General features: G+C 64.8%; 14 protein-coding genes. 12 read left to right on the forward strand and 2 right to left on the reverse strand.

Annotated elements, in window-relative coordinates; translation table 11 throughout:
• Nucleotides 1-115: 115 nt before the first annotated feature.
• The 5 genes from OIK40_RS00700 to OIK40_RS00720 are packed head-to-tail and all read left to right on the forward strand — an operon-like array spanning nucleotide 116 to nucleotide 7,467.
• Entirely contained in the window at nucleotides 116-1,501 is a 1,386-nt protein-coding gene (locus OIK40_RS00700) for a TIGR03013 family XrtA/PEP-CTERM system glycosyltransferase (RefSeq protein WP_273675367.1), read from the forward strand.
• Nucleotides 1,480-3,627, forward strand: a complete 2,148-nt coding sequence (gene prsK / locus OIK40_RS00705; protein WP_273675368.1) for an XrtA/PEP-CTERM system histidine kinase PrsK — start codon at nucleotides 1,480-1,482, stop codon at nucleotides 3,625-3,627. Before OIK40_RS00700 ends, prsK begins: the two co-directional genes overlap by 22 nt.
• Nucleotides 3,627-4,991, forward strand: coding sequence for a PEP-CTERM-box response regulator transcription factor (gene prsR / locus OIK40_RS00710; protein ID WP_273675370.1), 1,365 nt, complete (start codon nucleotides 3,627-3,629; stop codon nucleotides 4,989-4,991). Before prsK ends, prsR begins: the two co-directional genes overlap by 1 nt.
• On the forward strand, nucleotides 4,975-6,456 hold the full coding sequence (locus tag OIK40_RS00715; RefSeq protein ID WP_273675372.1) for a tetratricopeptide repeat protein: 1,482 nt from the start codon (nucleotides 4,975-4,977) through the stop codon (nucleotides 6,454-6,456). Before prsR ends, OIK40_RS00715 begins: the two co-directional genes overlap by 17 nt.
• A 48-nt stretch (nucleotides 6,457-6,504) precedes the next feature.
• Nucleotides 6,505-7,467: a bile acid:sodium symporter family protein gene (locus tag OIK40_RS00720; protein WP_273675374.1), complete on the forward strand. Its 963-nt coding sequence runs from the start codon at nucleotides 6,505-6,507 to the stop codon at nucleotides 7,465-7,467.
• Here the strand turns inward: OIK40_RS00720 and OIK40_RS00725 are convergent.
• Both OIK40_RS00725 and panB read right to left on the reverse strand, forming a co-directional pair.
• Nucleotides 7,445-8,512: a DUF475 domain-containing protein gene (locus tag OIK40_RS00725; protein ID WP_273675376.1), complete on the reverse strand. Its 1,068-nt coding sequence runs from the start codon at nucleotides 8,510-8,512 to the stop codon at nucleotides 7,445-7,447. The genes OIK40_RS00720 and OIK40_RS00725 overlap by 23 nt on opposite strands.
• A gap of 62 nt (nucleotides 8,513-8,574) precedes the next feature.
• On the reverse strand, nucleotides 8,575-9,447 hold the full coding sequence (gene panB, locus OIK40_RS00730; protein WP_273675378.1) for a 3-methyl-2-oxobutanoate hydroxymethyltransferase: 873 nt from the start codon (nucleotides 9,445-9,447) through the stop codon (nucleotides 8,575-8,577).
• 138 nt (nucleotides 9,448-9,585) lie between these two features.
• On the opposite strand from panB, the gene OIK40_RS00735 reads away from it, so the two are divergent.
• The 7 genes from OIK40_RS00735 (at nucleotide 9,586) to OIK40_RS00765 (ending at nucleotide 20,134) form a co-directional block, all read left to right on the forward strand.
• Nucleotides 9,586-10,989 (forward strand): sodium-dependent transporter, encoded by a 1,404-nt coding sequence (locus OIK40_RS00735; RefSeq protein WP_273675380.1) that lies wholly within the window; start codon nucleotides 9,586-9,588, stop codon nucleotides 10,987-10,989.
• A 208-nt stretch (nucleotides 10,990-11,197) separates the two neighbouring features.
• Entirely contained in the window at nucleotides 11,198-11,896 is a 699-nt protein-coding gene (locus OIK40_RS00740) for a recA-like protein (protein ID WP_273676040.1), read from the forward strand.
• Nucleotides 11,793-13,409, forward strand: a complete 1,617-nt coding sequence (locus OIK40_RS00745; RefSeq protein ID WP_374211768.1) for a DUF6504 family protein — start codon at nucleotides 11,793-11,795, stop codon at nucleotides 13,407-13,409. Before OIK40_RS00740 ends, OIK40_RS00745 begins: the two co-directional genes overlap by 104 nt.
• Before the next feature lie 56 nt (nucleotides 13,410-13,465).
• The gene (locus OIK40_RS00750) at nucleotides 13,466-13,798 is read left to right on the forward strand and encodes a PilZ domain-containing protein (protein ID WP_273675384.1); all 333 of its coding nucleotides are present in this window, start codon (nucleotides 13,466-13,468) and stop codon (nucleotides 13,796-13,798) included.
• Between the two features lie 84 nt (nucleotides 13,799-13,882).
• Nucleotides 13,883-15,121 carry a putative DNA modification/repair radical SAM protein gene (locus OIK40_RS00755; protein WP_273675386.1) on the forward strand — a complete coding sequence of 413 codons (1,239 nt, stop codon included), beginning with the start codon at nucleotides 13,883-13,885 and terminating at the stop codon, nucleotides 15,119-15,121.
• 94 nt (nucleotides 15,122-15,215) lie between these two features.
• Complete coding sequence (locus OIK40_RS00760) at nucleotides 15,216-16,658, forward strand: UdgX family uracil-DNA binding protein (protein WP_273675388.1); 1,443 nt, start codon at nucleotides 15,216-15,218, stop codon at nucleotides 16,656-16,658.
• Entirely contained in the window at nucleotides 16,658-20,134 is a 3,477-nt protein-coding gene (locus tag OIK40_RS00765) for an error-prone DNA polymerase (protein WP_273675389.1), read from the forward strand. Before OIK40_RS00760 ends, OIK40_RS00765 begins: the two co-directional genes overlap by 1 nt.
• The last annotated feature ends 15 nt before the right edge of the window (nucleotides 20,135-20,149 follow it).

The following is a 20,149-nucleotide window of genomic DNA, read 5'->3' on the forward strand; positions in this document are numbered from 1 at the left end:
TGTTAACCTTCGAAAACCGCGGAAAAGCAAGCCTAGCCAGAGGTGTAAAGTTTACCGACACTTAAGGTCTCATCGCTAAAACCGGGCCTCGCATGCACCAGAGGCCCGCTTCGTCATGATCCGCCTGTTCAAGCATTACATCCCGCACGCCGTGCTGCTGCTCGGCCTGCTCGATCTGTGCTTGCTGGTGTTGGCCAGCGAGCTGGCGTGGCAATTGCGCGCGGGCCAGATCGGGATGGAAATCGATCATTTCGCGTTGCGCTGGCTTCCGTTGACCGGCACGGCGATGATCATCTGGCTGGCGATGATCGCGGTCGGGGTCTACGGCCCCAACGCACTCAGATCGCTACGTTTTGCGGGCGCGCGGGTGCTGGTCGCGATCAGCCTCGGCATTATTGCGCTGGCAGTGATCGACTTCATCGTACCGAGCGACTTCTTCTGGCGATCGACGCTGCTCTACACCATGGGCCTCGCGATCCTTGTGCTCGTGGCCGACCGCTTGCTGCTGACCAGTTTCCTCGGTTCTTCGGCATTCCGGCGGCGGGTGATGGTGCTCGGCGCCAGCGACCGTGCAGTGCGGCTGCGCGACCTTGGCGACAGGCCCGAATCCGGCTTCGCGATCGTCGCCTTCATCGCCATGAGCGAAAGCGACCGCCGGTTGGACGAGGCGATCCCGCGCGCCGCGATTCACGATCTCGGCCGCTTCGTCGAAAACCTCGGCGTGTCCGAGGTGGTGCTGGCCTTGCAGGAACGCCGAAATGCGCTGCCGCTGAAAGACTTGCTGCGGATCAAGACCAAGGGCGTGCACGTCAACGATTTTTCGAGCTTTATCGAACGCGAGACGGGCCGCGTCGATCTCGACACGATCAACCCCAGCTGGCTGATCTTCTCCGATGGATTTTCCAGCGGGCGGATGTTTTCGAGCGCGGTGAAGCGCATCTTCGACATCATCGCCAGTTCGGTGCTGCTGGCTCTGACGCTGCCCGTCATCCTCCTGTTTGCGCTGCTGGTGAAGCTCGACAGCAAAGGGCCGGCTTTCTTCCGCCAGCAGCGCGTTGGGCTTTACGGCGAGCCCTTCACGCTCATCAAGCTGCGTTCGATGCGCACCGATGCGGAAAAGGACGGGGCCAAGTGGGCCGAGGAAAACGATCCGCGCATCACCCGGCTTGGCCGCTTCATCCGCAAGGTCAGGATCGATGAACTGCCCCAGACCTGGAGCGTGTTGAAGGGTAACATGAGCTTTGTTGGCCCGCGTCCCGAAGTGCCTTCCTTCGTAGAAAGTCTCGAAGAGGAAATTCCGTTCTACGGCGAACGGCACATGGTCAAACCCGGCATCACCGGCTGGGCGCAGATCAACTATCCCTATGGTGCCTCGGTCGAGGACAGCCGCCGCAAGCTCGAATATGATCTCTACTATGCCAAGAACTACACGCCTTTCCTTGATCTGGTGATCCTGCTCCAGACGGTGCGGGTGGTGCTGTGGCCGGAGGGCGCACGGTGAACGGCCTGCCGGAAACCATGGCGCTGGCCGCATGGTTCGCGTGGATCGCCGGTGCGGTGCTGAGCGGCGGTGCGCTGGTCTGGATCTGGAACTGCGGCGATCCGGCGCGTCCCGACCGCGTGCCGCTGGCGATCGCCAGCGCGACGGGCTGCGCGGCCTGCACTCTGTTTGCGGGGCTTGGCCCCGATCACGTGACGGGCACGCTTGCGATAATGGCGCGCAACCTTGCACTGATCGCGGCGATTTTCTTCATGTTCTCCGCCGACGGCCGTGCCGCCAGCCTCAAACCGATCCGTCCGGTGATCATAACGCTGGTGATGGTGCAATTGTGCCAGCTGCCGGTGCTGGGCCTCGAACTGCGTGGTGCGGGTTTCCCGGCCATTGCCAGAGCCGCTTTCGAAGTGCGGATGCTGATCGATATGCTGATGGCGATCGGCGCGTTGATGCTGCTGCACAATCTTTACGCCGGCGCTGCCACAGGATCGCGTTATATTCTACGGTGGTCGGTGATCGCGCTGTCCGGCATTTTTGCCTACGATCTCAACCTTGCAACCATCGCCTATCTGGGCGGCGACTATCCGGGCCTCCTGCGTGACGGCCGCGGGGTGTTCGCGGGTGTCATGGGTGTGCTGTTCGCGCTGGGCATCAGTCCTGCAGGGCCCCGGGTGCAGTTCAGCCCTTCGCGCGCGGTGACCTTCCGCACGCTGTCACTGGTGCTGATCGGGGTTTATCTTGCCTTGATGGTGGTGGTCGCGAAGTCGCTGCCGCTGGTGGGCGGGGACTTTGCGCGGACCAGCCAGATCGCCTTCATCGCCTTGGCCGCTGCTGCGGCGATTGCCGTTCTGCCGTCGCCGCGCATGCGCGGCTGGCTGCGGGTTACGGCGACAAAGCACCTGTTCCAGCACCGCTACGACTATCGCGAGGAATGGCTGCGGTTCACACGCACGATCGGCCATGGCGGTGCGGGGGGCGCGAGCCTTGAAGGGCGCGCGGTCAAGGCATTGGCCGACATCACCGAAAGCCCCGCCGGCCTGCTGCTGATGCCGAACGAAGAGGCCCAGCTGGAACTGACCGCGCGCTGGAACTGGCCGACCATTGCAGTGCCTGCCGCTGCCGCGGAACACGGGCTGGCCGGGTTGCTCGAACAGCATAATCTGATCATCGCGCTCGACGAGGTACGCGGGGGCATCGACCATCAGGGCGAGACTGCCCATCTGCCCGAATGGCTGGTGGAGGCGGAGGATGCCTGGGCGCTGGTGCCGCTGATCCATTTCGACCGGCTCGTCGGCGTCATCATCCTCGCGCGTCCGCGGATCGAACGGCGGCTCGACTGGGAGGATTTCGACCTTCTGCGCGTTGTGGGCCAGCAGCTCGCGAGTTATCTCTCGGAGCAGGCCGGCCAGCAGGCGTTGATGGACGCCAGCCGTTTCGATGACTTCAACCGCCGCATGGCATTCGTCATGCACGATATCAAGAACCTTGCCAGTCAGCTTTCCCTGCTGGCGAGCAATGCCCAGAAGCACGCTGATAATCCCGATTTCCGGGCCGACATGCTGGTGACGCTGCGCAATTCGGCCGACAAGCTTGCGGCGCTGCTCGCCCGGCTCGGCCGCTACGGCGCGAGCCCGTCGCATGAATTGGTGTCGATCGATCTGGCGCAACTGGCCCGCAAGATCGCCGAGCGGTTCCGTCCGGTGCACCCTGTCATGCTTACCCGGGAGGACAGTGTGGAGGTGATGGGCGATCCAGAAGCGCTGGAACAGACACTCGTGCATCTGGTGCAGAATGCCGTCGACGCCAGCGGGCCGGGCATGCCGGTCTGTCTCGATGTCACCACTCAGGGGCTTAACGGGATGATCGACGTGATCGACACCGGCTGCGGCATGAGCCCTGAATTCGTGCGTAGCGGCCTGTTCAAACCCTTTGTATCGTCCAAATCGGGCGGGTTCGGCATTGGCGCCTTCGAGGCGCGCGAATTGGTCAAGACGATGGGCGGCCGGGTAGCGGTTGAATCCCGCGAGGGGCTCGGCACCCGCTTTTCCGTCGTGCTGCCGCTGAGCGATGCAGCACGTTTGATCGGCCGCGCTACGCAATCCGATGATCCAACTTCCCGGGAGGTCGCCTGATGGCTGACAAGAAACCCCCGCTGCTCGTGATCGAGGATGATCCGGGCCTGCAGGCACAGCTGAAATGGGCCTATGACGATTTCTCGGTGATCATCGCCGGGGATCGCGACAGTGCGCTGGCCGCGCTGAGGGCCGAGGCGCCCGCTGTGGTCACGCTCGATCTTGGCCTGCCGCCCGATCCCGACGGCACCAGCGAAGGCTTTGCCGTGCTCGACGCGATCATGGCGCTGAAGCCCGATACCAAGGTGATCGTTGCCAGCGGCCATGGCGCGCGCGAGAGCACGCTGCAGGCGATCGAGCGCGGGGCTTATGATTTCTACCAGAAGCCGCTCGATATCGACGCTCTCGGGCTGATCGTGCGGCGCGCCTACAACCTGCACCAGATCGAGGAGGAGAACCGCCGCCTGCTTGCCAGCGCGAGCGCCGACAAGACAGTGCTCGGGCGGCTGATCACCGGTGCGCCGGAGATGGTGAAGGTTGCGCGCACGATCGAGCGCGTTGCCAAGACCAGCGTTTCGGTGATGCTGCTGGGCGCAAGCGGGACGGGCAAGGAGCTGCTGGCCAAGGGGCTGCACGATGCGAGCGACCGTGCCGATGGCCCCTTCATCGCGATCAATTGTGCGGCGATCCCCGAAAACCTGCTCGAAAGCGAGCTGTTCGGGCATGAAAAGGGCGCGTTTACCGGGGCGGTCAAGACCACCGAGGGCAAGATCGAGAGCGCCCATGGCGGCACGCTGTTCCTTGACGAGGTGGGCGACATTCCGCTGCCCTTGCAGGTCAAGCTTCTGCGGTTCCTTCAGGAACGCACCATCGAGCGCATCGGCGGGCGGCGCGCGATCGCGGTGAACACCCGGATAGTGTGCGCAACCCATCAGGATCTGGAAAGCATGATCACGGCGGGCACTTTCCGCGAAGATCTGTTTTACCGCCTCGCTGAAATCGTGGTCCGCATTCCCGGCCTTGCCGAAAGACACGGCGATTCGGTGCTGCTGGCCAAGGTGTTCCTCAAACGCTTTGCCGCCGAAATGAACCCGCAGGTGACCGGCTTTGCCCCCGATGCGCTGGCCGCGATTGATGCGCATGACTGGCCGGGCAATGTCCGAGAGTTGGAAAACCGGGTGAAACGCGCGGTGATCATGGCCGATGGCAAGCTGGTTCATGCAGAGGATCTCGATTTCGGTGACGCGGACGAGGAAAGCGCCGAGGTGCTCAACCTCAAGGCGGCACGCGAGGCCGCCGATCGCCGTGTGATCCGTCATGCGCTTGCTCGCAGCGAGGGCAATATCTCCAGTACCGCCAAACTGCTCGGGATAAGCAGACCGACATTATACGATCTGCTCAAGCAATATGATCTTCAGGCTTAGGCCTATCGCGCTGCTGTTGGCGCTGGCGTTGGCTGGATGCTCTGACAGCCGCAGCACTCCGCCGGAACAGGCCGCTTCTGGTGCGCCGGAGCCTGCCTTCGCGCGCTTGCTCGATGATGCCGATGCGGCCATGGCGGGTGGTCGGCTGGCTGAAGCCGGGCGCATCCTCGACGAAGCGCGCGCGCGTGACCCCGATGATCCCGATCTGTGGGTTGCGATTGCCCGTCTGCGGTTTCGCGGAGGCGAGCATCTGACCGCAATCGCGGCGGCCGAGCGGGCGCTGGAGCTCGGCCCGGATCATGCTCCGGCGCTGCTCATGCGCGCGCTGATGGTGCGCGACGCCCATGGTTTTGCCGACGCGCTGCCGTGGTTCGAGGCCGCGCTGACCGCGGATCCTTCCAACGCCGATGCGCTGGCGGAATATGCCGCGACGCTGGGTGATCTAGGCCGGCACCGCGACATGCTGAGGGCGGTGCGCGAGCTGGCTGAAATCGCGCCGCGCGATCCGCGGGTGTTCTATCTGCAGGCCGTTCTCGCACAGCGCGGCGGTAAGCCGGTGCTGGCGCGCAGCCTGCTGGAACGCAGCGGGATGACTGCGCGCGGCGTCCCTGCGGCGTTGTTGCTTGATGCGCTGATCAGCCTTGATCAGGGCAATGATGCCAGCGCGGCGCAGCAGCTTGAACGCCTTGCCGCGCGCCAGCCTGCCAATACACGGGTGCGCGATCTGTTTGCCCGCGCCTTGCTGCTGAGCGGGCGCGAGGGGGAGCTGGTGGAACGCTTCTCGGCTGAGGCGGCCAGGCCCGAAGCTTCCGCCTATCTCGCGATGCTGGTGGCGCGCGGATACGAGCGGCTGGGTGATCGCGTCCGGGCGGCGCCTTTGCTTGAGCGTGCTTATGCGTCGGGGGAGGATGTTCCGGCGACGCTGGCATTGCGTCCGGGCTTACCGCAACCGGTGGCCGAGCTGCGCGGATTGGCGGTGGCGGGCAATTGGGTGGCTGCGCGTGGCACCGCGCAGGCTTATCGCGCGCGGTTTCCGGCTTCCGCGGATTTTGCCCAGCTGTCAGGTGATGCAGCCCTAGGCAGCGGACAGCCTGAGGTTGCGCTGGCAGATTACGCATCTGCGGCGCGTGTCCGGCGGCCTTGGCCGCTGACCCGCAAGGCCGTTCATGCGTATCGCCTGATGGATGACGATGTAGCGGCCGATACGCTGTTGGCCCGCCATGTCGCAGGCGAGCCGCAAAATGTTGCAACAATCCTCGCGCTGGCACAGACGCTGGCCCGTCGCGGAGAATGGCAGCGCAGCGCGATGTTGCTCGATCATGCGATTGCTATGGGCGGAGGGCATGATCCGGTGCTGCTTGCCCTGCGTGCCCAGGCCGCCCGCGAGCTCGGACAGAGTGACGAGGCCGCACGCTTTGACATCTTGCGCGCCGAACTTCGCCCGCCGCCGCTGGCGAAGCGCTGAATCGGGGCGCTCGACAATTGTCTTGAGGCGGGGCAGGGCGCTCGTCCCATGCTGCTGCGTCGTCTGCCTTTGCTGTCCGATCCGATGATCGCCGTGCTGTTGATCGCAACGGCGCTGGCTTTTGTCGTGCCTGCCGCAGGCGAAGGGCGCGATGTCGCGCGCCACGTTTCCAATGGCGGCATTTTCCTGCTGTTCCTCGTCAACGGCATGCGCATCCGCCGCAGCGAGATTGCGCGGGGGATCGCCAACTGGCGCTTTTTCGGACCGCTGATGCTTTTCGTGTTCGGGGGCATGGCTCTCGCAGGACTGGGCTTTGCGAGCCTTGCCGCGGGCATGCTGACGCCGCTGGTGGCAATGGGATTCATCTATCTCGGCTGCCTGCCATCAACCATCCAGTCTGCAACGTCCTATACCAGTCTGGCGCATGGTAATGTCGCGCTGGCGGTCGTGGGCGCCGCGCTGATCAATATCGCAGGCGTGTTCATCAGTGCGCCGCTGTTCGCGCTGCTAGGCGGCGGCGAGGCGGGGGAGATCGGCAGCGAGGCGATTATCCGTATCGGCCTGATCCTCGTGCTGCCCTTCGTGATCGGGCAAGTGGTGCAAGACCGGGTGATCGAGCGCATTGCCGCGCACCGTGCGCGCATCGCGTGGCTGGATCGTGCGGTAATCGGGCTGGCGGTCTATGTCGCCTTTTCGGGTGCCGTCGAACAGGGACTGATGCGCCTGTTCGCGCCGGCCGACTGGGCGGTGCTGGTGACGCTGGTGCTGGTGCTCCTGGCGCTGGCGCTGGGGGCGGCGTGGGGCACGGGCGGACTGCTGGGCCTACCGCGTGCGGACCGCATCACTTTCCTGTTTGCCGGATCGCAGAAGAGCGTGGCCATCGGCGCGCCGCTGGCGGCGATCCTGTTTCCGCCCGATAATGCAGGCTTCGTGATCGCCCCGCTGCTGCTTTATCACCTGGCCCAGCTGGTGCTGGCCGCGCCGCTGGCTACGCGTCTGGCGCGGGGTTAGCGAGGCGTTCGGCCTTCTGGTGGCGCACCGACCACCAGAACGAAAGCCCGATCAGGATCGCGCCGATCAGACCGGTTATGGTCTCGGGAATGTGTACCACCGCCGAAACCAGCATGATCGCGCCGAGCACCACGATCGCCCAGAACGCGCCGTGTTCGAGATAGCGGTATTCTGCGAGCGTCCCCTGCCGCACCAGATGCACTGTCATCGAGCGCACGAACATCGCGCCGATCGACAGGCCCAGAGCAATCACGATCATGTTGTTCGACAAAGCGAAGGCACCGATCACGCCGTCAAAGCTGAAGCTGGCGTCAAGGATGTTGAGATACAGGAATCCGCCAAGCCCGCTGCGTACGACCGCGCCGGCGGCGCGCGCCGCCTCCTCGCGCATTTCGAGCCAGTGGCTGACCGCTTCAACTGCGATGAAGGTGACGAGGCCCAGCATCCCGGCGACGAGGAAGGTGTGGGCATCCTCAACGGGAAGCAGCGTCGAAATGCCCCACATTCCCAGCAGGAGGACGGCGATTTCGATGGCCGGTAACGCGGACACTTTCGCAAGCGCCTGCTCGATGCTGTCGATCCAGTGAATGTCCTTTTCGGCGTCGAAGAAGAACTTCATCCCGACCATCGCCAGAAACGCGCCGCCAAAGCCGGCGATGCCGATATGCGCCGAACTCACCAGTTCTTCGTACTTCGCCGGATCATTGAGCGACAGATCCAGCGCCTCCATCGGGCCGATATTGGCGGCTATCGCGACGATCGCGAGCGGGAAGACGATCCGCATCCCGAACACGGCAAAGGCGATCCCCCATGTCAGGAAGCGCTTCTGCCAAATCTCGTCCATTTCCTTGAGGACCGATGCATTGACCACGGCGTTGTCGAAGCTGAGCGAAACCTCGAGCACTGACAGGATCACGACAATCCAGATCACCTGCGCCATGCCGATCAGCGTGCCGGAACTGGCCATGCCGTACCACGCGGCAAGGCCGAGGCATACGACGGTGAATATCAGCGAGAAGGTGTAATACCGGAACAGCGTTTGCATGATGCAAATCGGACCTTGGATGGGCAGGCCGGATGGGCGCGTGCCGTTGATAGTGAAAAGGTTCAGTCTTTGGGCTGGTAGGTCTGCTCTTCGCCCGGGAAAGCGCGGCTGCGCACTTCCTTGGCATAGTGCGCAACGGTGCGGTCGATCACCCCGGCAATGTCCTCGTACCGCTTCACGAAGCGGGGCACGCGTTCGAACATCCCGAGCATGTCCTCGGTCACCAGCACCTGACCGTCGCATTGCGCCGAAGCACCGATCCCGATGGTGGGGCAGGATACCGCCTGCGTTGCGGCGATGGCGATGGGTTCGACGACGCCTTCGATGACGATCGCGAAGGCACCAGCCTCATCAAGCGCCTTGGCGTCGGACACGATCTTTTCCGCTTCCGCGTCGGAGCGTCCGCGCGCACCATAGCCGCCCAGCACGTTGACCGCCTGCGGCGTGAGGCCGACATGGCCCATCACCGGGATCCCGCGGCTGTTGAGGAATTCGATCGTCGGCGCCATCGCCGCGCCGCCTTCAAGCTTCACGGCCGCCGCACCCGTTTGCTTCAGAAGATAGGCCGCGCTTTCGAAGGCCTGCTGCGGCGATGCTTCGTAGGAGCCGAAAGGCATGTCGACCACAACCACCGAGTGATAGGAACCACGCACCACCGCCGCGCCGTGATTGGCCATCATCTCCAGGGTCACCGGAATGGTCGAAGGCAGGCCATAGATGACCTGACCGAGCGAATCACCCACCAGCAGCAGATCACAATGCGCATCGAGCAGTTGCGCCTGACGGGCGGTATAGGCGGTGAGCATCACCAGCGGTTCGGTTGTGACGCCGTCCTGTTTGCGGGCACGGATGCGCGGCACAGTCAGGCGACGCATAGGCTGCGGGGTGGGATTGGCCCGGCTGGTGCTGGTGTCGAGCTGGAAAGTGGTGGACATGACGCCGCCTTTAGCGTTCGTGCGTGAAGAACGCAAAACCTCCCCCTTGGCGCGGCCCTCGAAACATTGCACACAGGCGACAAATGCGCTGACGCGTCGCGACGCGTCCGGGACAGGCGACAAGAGGGCTTTTCAATAATGGTAGCGACTTCGGGAACACCGCGCGACGGCTGGTCATCGCGCACGGCTTTCGTGCTGGCGGCAATTGGTTCGGCGGTCGGGCTGGGCAACCTTGTGCGCTTTCCGGCAGAGGCCGGGGCCAATGGCGGCGGGGCCTTTGTTCTGTTCTATATCCTGTGCATTGTCCTGATCGGCCTGCCGGTGCTCTTGTGCGAAACCCTTATCGGGCGGCACGGACAGGCCGCCGCCCCAGAAAGTTACCGCAAGCTTGCGGTGGAATCGGGCGCGTCCAAGGTGTGGGAACTGGTTGCCTCGCTGGGCGTGTTCTCGGCTTTTCTTGTGCTCAGCTTCTACTGCGTTCTGGGCGGTTGGGTGCTCTATTACATCGGGACCTTCGCCGCCGATCTGGTAGCGACCGGCGTGACGGGTCCGGCGTTCGACGGTGTTCCTGTCGAAGAGGTCGAGGCGCTGTTTCCCGCAATGATCGGTGACGGGATGATCACCAGCATGCTCGATCTGCTGTTCCTCGGCATCACGCTGGTGTTTGTGGCGCGCGGGGTTTCGGGCGGGATCGAGAAGGTTGCGGTCTATCTGATGCCGACCTTCTTCGTGCTTCTGCTGGGGATCACCGTCTACGGTTTCTTCGGCGGAGCGATGGAGCAGACCTTCAGTTACCTCTTCACCTTCGAACCCGAAAAGCTCACGCCCGAAGTGATGCTGGCCGCAGTCGGGCAGGCGTTCTTCTCGCTCTCGCTCGGGGTGGCGGGGATGGTGACTTACGGTGCCTATGTCGGACGTGACGTCAATCTGGCGGGGACTTCGGTGATCATCGCGGGGGCCGATACGGCCGTGGCGCTGATCGCGGGGCTGTGTATTTTCCCGATTGTGTTCGCTGCGGGTCTTGCGCCCAATGGCGGGCTTGGCCTGATGTTCCAGACGCTGCCGCACGCGTTCCAGGAAATCCCGTTCGGATCGCTGATCGGGCTGGCCTTCTTCGTCATGGTGGCTTTTGCCGCGCTCACCAGTTCGGTCGCGCTGATGGAAGTGCCGACCGCGTGGGTGATCGATCGCTTCAACTTGCGCCGTGGTGCGGCCGCCGTGTTGGTGACGCTCGGGGCGGCGGTGCTGGGCGTGCTTTCGGCGCTTTCGACCGGTGCGTTGGCGGATTTCCATCCGCTCGGCTTCATTCCGCTGTTCGAAGGCATGGGCACCCTCGACGCGCTCGACGGGCTGACCAGCAAGCTGACTATGCCGATTGCCGCGTTGCTGACCTGCATCTTCGTCGGCTGGATTGCCGACCGGCGGCTGGTCGATAGCGAGAACGGTCTTTCAGGCGGCACCCATCTGCTCTGGCGCTTTCTCGTTCGCTTTGCCTGTCCGTTGGCGCTGGCGGCGATCATGGTGTTCGGCCTCATCGGCTGACCCGCTGCGCGGGGCGAAGACTGCGGGGCCTGCGGGGGCGTTGCAATCGCACGCCCGATATGGAACATAATAGGAACGAAATGGACTCTCCGGAGTCCTGCAAGCGAGTCGTTCCATGTCCGAAGTCCCTCTCACCATCCCCGCACCTGCGCCTGTCGCCTTGCATCGCGCTGCGATCTCGCGCGGCTTTTCCGTGCCGCGGCGGGATATGCGCTGGCGGCCGGGGCTGGGTTTGCAACCGATGCACTCCGAAATCTTCGCCCGCTCGCATGAAGCCAGCGGGGCGGGCTTGGCGCTGGCTCTGGCGCGTGACGCCTTGACGTCATCGGCCGGCGACAAGGCAGGGGCGGAAGATACGCGTCAGGTCCTGTGGGTGCAGGACCGTGCGGCGATGCGGCTGGGCGGGCGGCCCTGCGTGCAGGGATTGCCGCCCGATGTGCGTCACCGCCTGATCCATGTCGCGGCGAACACGCCCGAGGATGCGCTTTTCGCACTGGAGGAGGGGCTGCGCTGCCGCGATCTAGCCTGTGTAATAGGCGAGATCGCAGGCAATCCGCGCGCGCTGACCTTCACCGCCTCGCGCCGGTTGAGTCTTGCGGCAGAGCGGCACGGGATCGCCCTGTGGCTGGTGCGGATCGATGCCGAGCCCGATCTCAGTTCGGCCCGTATGCGCTGGCGGGTGCGCGCCGCAGCCTCGCCGCGCCCGCGCTGGAATCCTGCCGCACCCGGCCATGCCGCCTGGCATGCCGAATTGTTCCGCGCCCGTGCCCACCCGCCGGGTGAATGGATATTGAGCGATGCCGATGGAACATTGCGCCACGCCCTTGCCGCCGATGAAGCGCCGGATCCTCGCGATCTGGTTCGCCCGACTGTCGGTCGATCGCTGGCGGCTCGCGCTCGCGCCTGAGCAGCGCGACGTCGCAGATAAAGCGCCCACCGCGCTGATCGCCGAGACAGCGCACGGCCCGCGCATTGCCGCAGCCAATCAGGCTGGGCTGGCCGCCGGTGCGCGACCGGGGATGCTGCTGGCCGATGCCCGCGCGCTGTGCCCGCAACTGGCTACCGCGCCGTCCGACCCGGCAGGCGATCTTGCCGCGCTGGAAAAGCTCGCCTTGTGGGCGCAGCGCTGGGGGCCGTGGAGCGCCCTTGATCCGCCCGATGGCGTGCTGGTCGACGTGACCGGCGTCGCCCACCTGTTCGGCGGCGAGCAGGCCTTGCTGGCCGATGTCGCCCGCGCCTTTGCCCGGCGCGGCCTGACGGTGCGCGCGGCGCTGGCATCCACTGCGGGCGCGGCCTGGGCGCTCGCCCATTACGGTCTGCCTGCCGCCATCCTTGCCCCACAAGACGATCCGCTGCGCCTGCTCGGCGGGCTGCCGGTGGCGGCCTTGCGGCTTGACGACGATGTGCTCGCGGTGCTGCGGCGGTTGGGGATCAAGCGTCTCGGCGAACTTGCCGGGGTAAGCGGTTCGGCCGATGATCCGGCAGGCGAGGCTGCCGCGCGCGATGCGCTGCGCCGCCGGTTCCGCAACCGCCGCTCGCCCGCCGCCAACCCGCTACTGCGGCTCGACCAGCTGCTTGGCCGCGTGCCCGAACCGCTGCTGCCGGTGATCGCCCAGGCAATCCCAATGGTGCAGCGCCGCCTGATGGAACCGATCCGCCATCGCAGCCTGCTCGATCGGGTGGTGGAAGACCTTGCGTTCGACATGGTGCGCACGCTGGAGGCGCGGGGTGAGGGGGCGCGGCGGCTCGAACTGGCGCTGTGGCGAGTTGATGGAGAGGTGCTGTGGCGTCGGATCGAGCTTGCCGCCGCGACCCGTGAGGTCACCCATATGCTGCGCCTGTTCGCCGCACGGCTTGATGATGTGGAGGCCGGGTTCGGGATCGAGATGGTGCAGTTGCGCGCCAGCTGGAGCGAGCCACTGGCATTGTCGCAAGCCGATCTCGATGCTGCGGCGGAACGTCACGGCACCTCATTGGCCGCCTGCATCGACCGGCTCGCCGTGCGGCTTGGTAGCGGGGCTGTCACCCGCCCGGTCCCGCGTGCCAGCCACATTCCCGAACGTGCGCAGGGCTGGCAACCGCCGCTTGATCCGGTCGCGCCGGTGCAGGGCTCGCTCGCCTTCCATGCCCGACCGCTGAAACTGCTGGACCGGCCCGAACCGATTGCGGTGCTCTATGCCTCGCCCGATGGCTATCCCCAGCGCTTCCGCTGGCGCGGAGCGGTGCGCGAGGTGGTGCGGGTGGACGGGCCGGAGCGGATATCTCCCGAATGGTGGCGCGAACGTTCCAGCGTGCGGTTGCGCGACTATTACCGGATCGAAGATGCCGCCGGCGGGCGTTACTGGATCTATCGTCAGGGCATCGCTGGCGATGGACGGGGCGGGGTCCCCGACTGGTTTCTGCAAGGCCTGTTCGCGTGATCTGCCTTTACCAGTCTGATTAGGCTTTATTTACGGCTCTGTGCGAAAGTCTCGTCATGAACCTTGATTCGATCCCTCGCTCCTCGGAGCGTCGTTCCCTCAGCCTGATGGTGAAGAGCAGGGTGCGTTCGCGCGTCGTGTTCGTCGATCTGCTCGACATCTCCGAGGGCGGTTGCAAGATCCGCGGCAAGTCGGGCTTTGCAGGCATCGGCGACCGGGTGACGATGAAGGTCGCCGGAATCAACGCGCCGCTCGGCACGATTGCCTGGATTGACGGGCAAGTCGCCGGGGTTGCTTTTGAAGGGATGATGCATCCCGCGGTGCTCGATCACCTGTGTGCCCAAGGCGTTATCAAACCCGATGAAGCACCGGCCTATCGCGCTGTCTGAAAATAGCGTGCGGCGGGCTTGCAAGCTTTGCATTTGGAACTGCAAGGGTTGGAACATATAAGGAACACTTGAAAGGTGTTCCCGATGGTTCAGCAAACACTCCGCCAAAAGCTCGAAATTCTTGCCGATGCGGCGAAGTACGATGCTTCATGCGCATCATCCGGTACGGCGAAGAAGAACTCGCTGGGCGGGAAAGGCGTCGGCTCGACCGAGGGGATGGGCATCTGTCACGCCTATGCGCCGGACGGACGCTGCATTTCGCTGCTCAAGATCCTGCTGACGAACCACTGCATCTTCGATTGCCATTACTGCATCAACCGCAAAAGCTCGAATGTCGTCCGCGCCCGCTTCACCCCGCAGGAAGTGGTGGACCTCACGCTCAATTTCTATCGCCGCAACTATATCGAGGGTTTGTTCCTGTCCTCCGGTATCGTGAAGAGCGCTGATCACACGATGGAGCAGCTGGTCGAGGTGGCGCGGATATTGCGCGAGGAGCATGACTTCCGCGGCTATATCCACCTCAAGACCATTCCCGAGGCGGATGCGGAGATCATCCACCGCGCAGGTCTTTATGCCGACCGGGTCTCGATCAATGTCGAACTGCCGACCGACAGCGGGCTGACGCGGCTCGCGCCCGACAAGAACGCAAGCCAGATCGAGGGGGCGATGGGGCGCACCAAGGCGCGGATCGTGCAGGCAAAGGACGAACGCAAACGTTTCCGCCACGCCCCGCGCTTTGCACCGGCGGGCCAGTCGACCCAGATGATCGTCGGCGCTGACGATGCCAATGACGCTGCGATCATCGGCAAGGCGAGCCGTCTCTACAACGCCTTCGGCTTGAGACGCGTCTATTACAGCGCCTTCTCGCCGATCCCCGATGCCAGCGCCGTGCTGCCGCTGAAGCGCCCGCCGCTGCTGCGCGAACACCGGTTGTATCAATCCGACTGGCTGATGCGGTTTTATGGCTTCGCGCCGCAGGAAGTCGCCGACGCGGCGGAAGCGGATGGCAACCTGCCGCTCGACATCGATCCCAAGATGGCCTGGGCGCTGAAGTTCCGCGAAAGCTTCCCGGTCGATGTGAACCGGGCAGCGAAGGAACAATTGCTGCGGGTGCCGGGGCTGGGAACCCAGGCGGTCGGGCGCATCCTTGCGGCGCGGCGGCACCGGCGGCTGCGGCTCGACGATGTGGCGCGTCTGACCGCTTCGATCGCCAAGGTGCGCCCGTTCATCTGCACCATCGACTGGCGCCCGACCTTGCTGACCGACCGCGCCGACCTGCGCCGCCTGCTCGCGCCGAAGCAGGAACAACTGGAGCTGTTCTGATGGAGAAGAGCGCTTTCATCCGTTCGCCTCGAGCGAAGTCGAGAGGCTTTGGCGCTGGGTGTCTCGACAGCGCTCGACACGAACGGAGAGGGGCATGACTGCAATGCAGAACGTCTCGCTCGGCTCTCACTACGCGGTGCATCTGCCTGCACCCGACGATTTCGCCTTCTGGCGCGAGCGGGCGCGGGGGCTGATCCAGTGCGATGTGCCGCCTGACCGGGTGTCGTGGATCGAGCCGGGCGGGACGGGCGATCTGTTCGCCGCCGAATGCCCGTCTCGCGGCGAGAAACGCCTGCCCGTGCCGCCTGCAGACGCCCCGCCGGTGCGCGTCAGCCGGCGCTTCCTGACCCTCGCCCGCAGCGCTGCACTCCACACCGATCCGGCGCGTTTCGGGCTGCTCTACCGCGTATTGTGGCGGCTCCAGCGCAACCCGCGCACAATGGAAGACAAAGCCGATCCGGAGGTGCGCCGGATCGAGGAACTGGCCAAATCGGTGCGCCGCGATGCGCACAAGATGCACGCCTTCGTCCGCTTCCGCGAGGTTCAGGAGGAAGACGGCACGCCCCATTTCGTCGCCTGGTTCGAACCCGATCACCATATCGTCCGGGCAGAGGCGGGCTTTTTCATGCGCCGTTTCGCCAATATGCGCTGGTCGATCCTGACTCCGCGCGGAAGCATCCACTGGGATGGCGAGGTGATGCGCGAAGGCCCGTCGGCGAAGGCAGAGGACGCCCCCGGCGGCGATCCGGTAGAGGATCTGTGGCGCTCCTACTACGCCTCGATCTTCAATCCGGCGCGACTGAAGGTCTCCGCGATGCTGTCGGAGATGCCGAAGAAATACTGGAAGAACCTGCCCGAAGCCGAGCTCATCCCGCAGTTGATCGCAGGCGCACAGGCGCGTGAGGCAGCGATGGTGAAGGCGGGCGCACGCGAGGAACGGGCGCGCCCCGGTTCGCTGGCGGAAATCGCGCAAGCTATCGCTGCCTGCCGCGATTGCCCGATTGCCGATTGCGGCACCCGCGCCGTTGCGGGCGAGGGGCCACAGCAAGCGGCGCTGATGATCGTCGGCGAACAGCCGGGGGATCAGGAGGATCTGGCCGGTCGCCCCTTCATCGGCCCGGCGGGGCAATTGCTGGACGAATATCTGACCCGCGCGGGGATCGATCGCAGCGCCGCCTATCTCACCAACGTGGTCAAGCACTTCAAGTTCACTTGGAAGGGCAAGCATCGCCTGCACCAGTCTCCCGCCGCAAAGGAGATCGATACCTGCCGCTGGTGGCTCGATGCCGAGCGGGCCATCGTCAAACCCCGCATCGTGCTGGCGCTGGGGGCGAGCGCCGCGCGGGGGATGCTGGGCCGCACGGTCAGCGTCACTCGCGAACGGGGCAGGGCGATCCGGCTTGATGACGGCGCGGAGCTGCGGGTGACGGTGCACCCGTCCTATCTGTTGCGGTTGGACGGCACGGCCCGCGAGGAGCAGGCCCGTTTGTTTGCGGCCGACCTGACGGCGGTTCGGGAGCGGCTCAAGGCAGGCTGATGCCCGACGCGCCGCTCACCCCCGACAAGCGCACCTTGCAGCTCGATCCCGATGGAATCGCCCTCCCGCCGCGCGCGCCGTTCGTCGAACTTGGTCTGCTCAGCTGCTTCAGCTTCCTGCGCGGTGTGTCGGATGCGGTCGATCTGGTGCTGGCGGCGCATGCGGCGGGTTATGATGCGCTGGGCATTGCGGACGTCAATTCGATGGCCGGCGTGGTGCGGCTCCATACCGAGGCGAAGACGCTGAAGCTCAAGCCCGTGATCGGCTGCCGGATCGAGACCGTCGAGGGGCTGGCCTTCCTCGCCTACCCCGAAACCCGCGCCGCCTATGGCCGCCTGTGCCGTCTCATCAGCGCAGGACGGATGCAGACGCCAGAGGGCGAGTGGCAGGATAAGGGCGTGTGCCAGATCACGCTTGGGATGCTGACGGAGCATTCCGAAGGCGTGCAACTGATCCTGTTGCCGCCCGACAATCTGGACACCGCGTTCATGCTGAAGGTGCCGAGCAATGTTGTCCCCTTCCGTCGTCCCGGACTTGATGCGGGACCGCTGGCCGACAGCGATCCCGGCCTGCGCCTGGATGGCGCAAGGGAATTGCCCTTTGCCGACATCCTCCCCCATCTCGTCCGCCAGCTGCCGACCTTGCGGCATATTGCCGCCAGCTACCTTTATCGCGGGGACGACATCGCCCGGATCGAGCGACTGGATGCTCTCGCGCAGGAAAACGGTCTTGCGCTGCTGGCGACCAACGAAGTCCACTACCACACGCCCGAACGCCGCGCGCTGCAGGACGTGATGACCGCGATCCGCCACAAGACCACGGTCGCCAAGGCCGGGCATCTTCTCCATCCCAATGCCGAGCGGCACCTGAAGTCACCTCAGGAAATGCAGCGCCTCTTCGCCCGCTGGCCGCACGCCATCGCTGCGGCGCGCGAGGTGGCCGATGCCTGCCGCTTCAGCCTCGACGAACTGCGCTACGAATATCCGGAGGAAATCTATCCCGATGGCCAGACCCCGCAGCAATTCCTTGAAAGCGAGGTCTGGAAGGGGGCGGGGCGGCGCTATCCCGATGGCCTGCCTGATACCGTGCGTCAGACGCTCACTCGCGAACTCGCGCTGATCGCGAAGCTCGATCTGGCGCGCTATTTCCTCACCATCAAGGACATCGTCGATTTCGCGCGGGGCTGCGATCCGCCGATCCTGTGTCAGGGGCGCGGCTCTGCGGCCAATTCGGCGGTATGCTATGTGCTCGGCATCACCTCAGTCGATCCGGCCAAGCATCAGCTGCTGTTCGATCGCTTCATCTCCGAGGAGCGGAAAGAGCCGCCCGATATCGACGTCGATTTCGAGCATGAGCGGCGCGAGGAGGTGATCCAGTACATCTACCGCAAATATGGCCGTCACCGCGCAGGGCTTTGCGCGACCGTCATCCATTACCGTCCGCGCATGGCGATCCGCGAAGTGGGCAAGGCGATGGGGTTGTCGGAGGATGTGACCAGCGCCTTGGCCCGCACCGTGTGGGGCGGATGGGGGCGCGAGATCAGCGAGAAGCACGCTGCCGAAACCGGGCTCGACATCACCGACCCGCACCTGCGCCGCGTGCTCAAACTCACCGAGCAGATGATCGGCATGCCCCGCCACCTTGGCCAGCATGTCGGTGGCTTCATCCTCACCGAGGGTGCCTTGAGCGAGACCGTTCCGATCGGCAACGGCGCCATGCCCGAGCGTAGTTTCATCGAATGGGACAAGGACGATATCGAAGCGCTCGGCATCCTGAAAGTCGACGTGCTGGCGCTGGGGATGCTGACCTGCATCAGGAAGTGCCTGGATCTGCTGGCCGATCACCACGGGCGCAGACTCACCCTTGCTATCGTCCCGCGCGAGGACCCGGAGACCTACGCTATGCTCCGCAAGGGCGACTCGCTCGGGGTGTTTCAGGTCGAAAGCCGGGCGCAGATGAACATGCTGCCGCGCCTGCGCCCGCGCGAATTCTACGATCTCGTCATTCAGGTCGCGATCGTGCGCCCCGGCCCGATTCAGGGCGACATGGTGCACCCCTATCTCAAGCGCAGGCGCGGCGCGGAGCCGGTGCAGATCCCCGCGCCCGCGCCCGAACACGGCCCGCCCGACGAGCTCACCAGCATCCTCGGGCGGACTTTAGGCGTGCCGATCTTTCAGGAACAGGCGATGAAAATCGCGCTGGATGCCGCGAAGTTCTCCAGTCTCGAAGCCAACCGCTTGAGGAAGGCGATGGCGACCTTCCGCAGCCGGGGGATGGTGGACGAATTGCAGGACATGATGGTCGAACGCATGGTCGCGCGCGGATATGATCGCGACTTCGCGCAACGCTGCTTCAACCAGATCAGGGGTTTTGGCGAATACGGCTTCCCCGAAAGCCACGCAGCAAGCTTCGCGCAACTGGTCTATGTGTCGAGCTGGCTCAAATGCCATTACCCGGCCGCCTTCGCCGCCGCGTTGCTCAATTCGCAGCCGATGGGTTTCTACGCCCCCGCACAGATCGTGCGTGATGCGCGCGAGCACGGGGTCGAGGTGCTGCCGGTGGATGTGAACCATTCGGCATGGGACTGCACGCTGGAAGGTGAGGCTCTGCGCCTTGGCCTGCGCCAGATTGACGGGCTGCCCGAACACGTCGCCGCCGCGCTGGTGGCAAGCCGCGCAGAGAATGGCGATTATCGTGACGTGGCCGACCTGCGCGTGCGCGCCGGGCTGTCGCCCGCCCATGTCGAACGGCTCGCCAGCGCCGATGCCTTTACCTCGCTGGGCCTCTCGCGCAGGCAGGCGCTATGGGATGCGAGGAGCCTCATATCCGCGCCCGATCTGCCGCTGTTCCGCGCGGCCGGCGTGCGCGAGGAAGGGGCCGAGCGCGCGGCGATACGCCTGCCCGGCATGCCCTTGTCGGAAGAGGTGGTCGCCGATTACCAGACCACCCGATTGAGCCTGAAGGCGCATCCCATGGCCTTCCTGCGACCCGGTCTCGCCGCGCGCGGCTTTGTGCGTGCCTGCGATCTCAGGGAGAGAAAATTCCGCAGCATGGTGCAGGTGGCGGGCGTGGTGCTGATCCGGCAGAGGCCCGGCAGCGCGAAGGGGGTCACTTTCATCACGCTCGAGGACGAGACGGGGGTGATAAACCTCGTTGTCTGGCCCGACCTCAAGGAGAAGCAGCGCAAGGTGGTGATGGGCGCGCGGCTGATGGAGGTGAGGGGGCGCGTCGAATATGATGACGAGGTGATCCACGTGATCGCCGCCCACATGACCGACGCGACCGCGGCGCTGCACGCTTTATCGGATGATCTGCTGGAAGCCCCGCTCGCCCGCGCGGACGAGGTCAACCGTCCGATGCCCGAAAGAGGTCCCCCGGCTTCGCGCGACATGATTGATGAAATCGCCCCCCGGCCCAATGTCACCGGACATCCGCGCGATCACCGGATTTTGCCGAAATCGCGTGATTTCCATTAGGGCTGTAGAGCAAAC

The organism is Erythrobacter fulvus (genome assembly GCF_028595285.1).
GTDB lineage: Bacteria > Pseudomonadota > Alphaproteobacteria > Sphingomonadales > Sphingomonadaceae > Erythrobacter > Erythrobacter fulvus.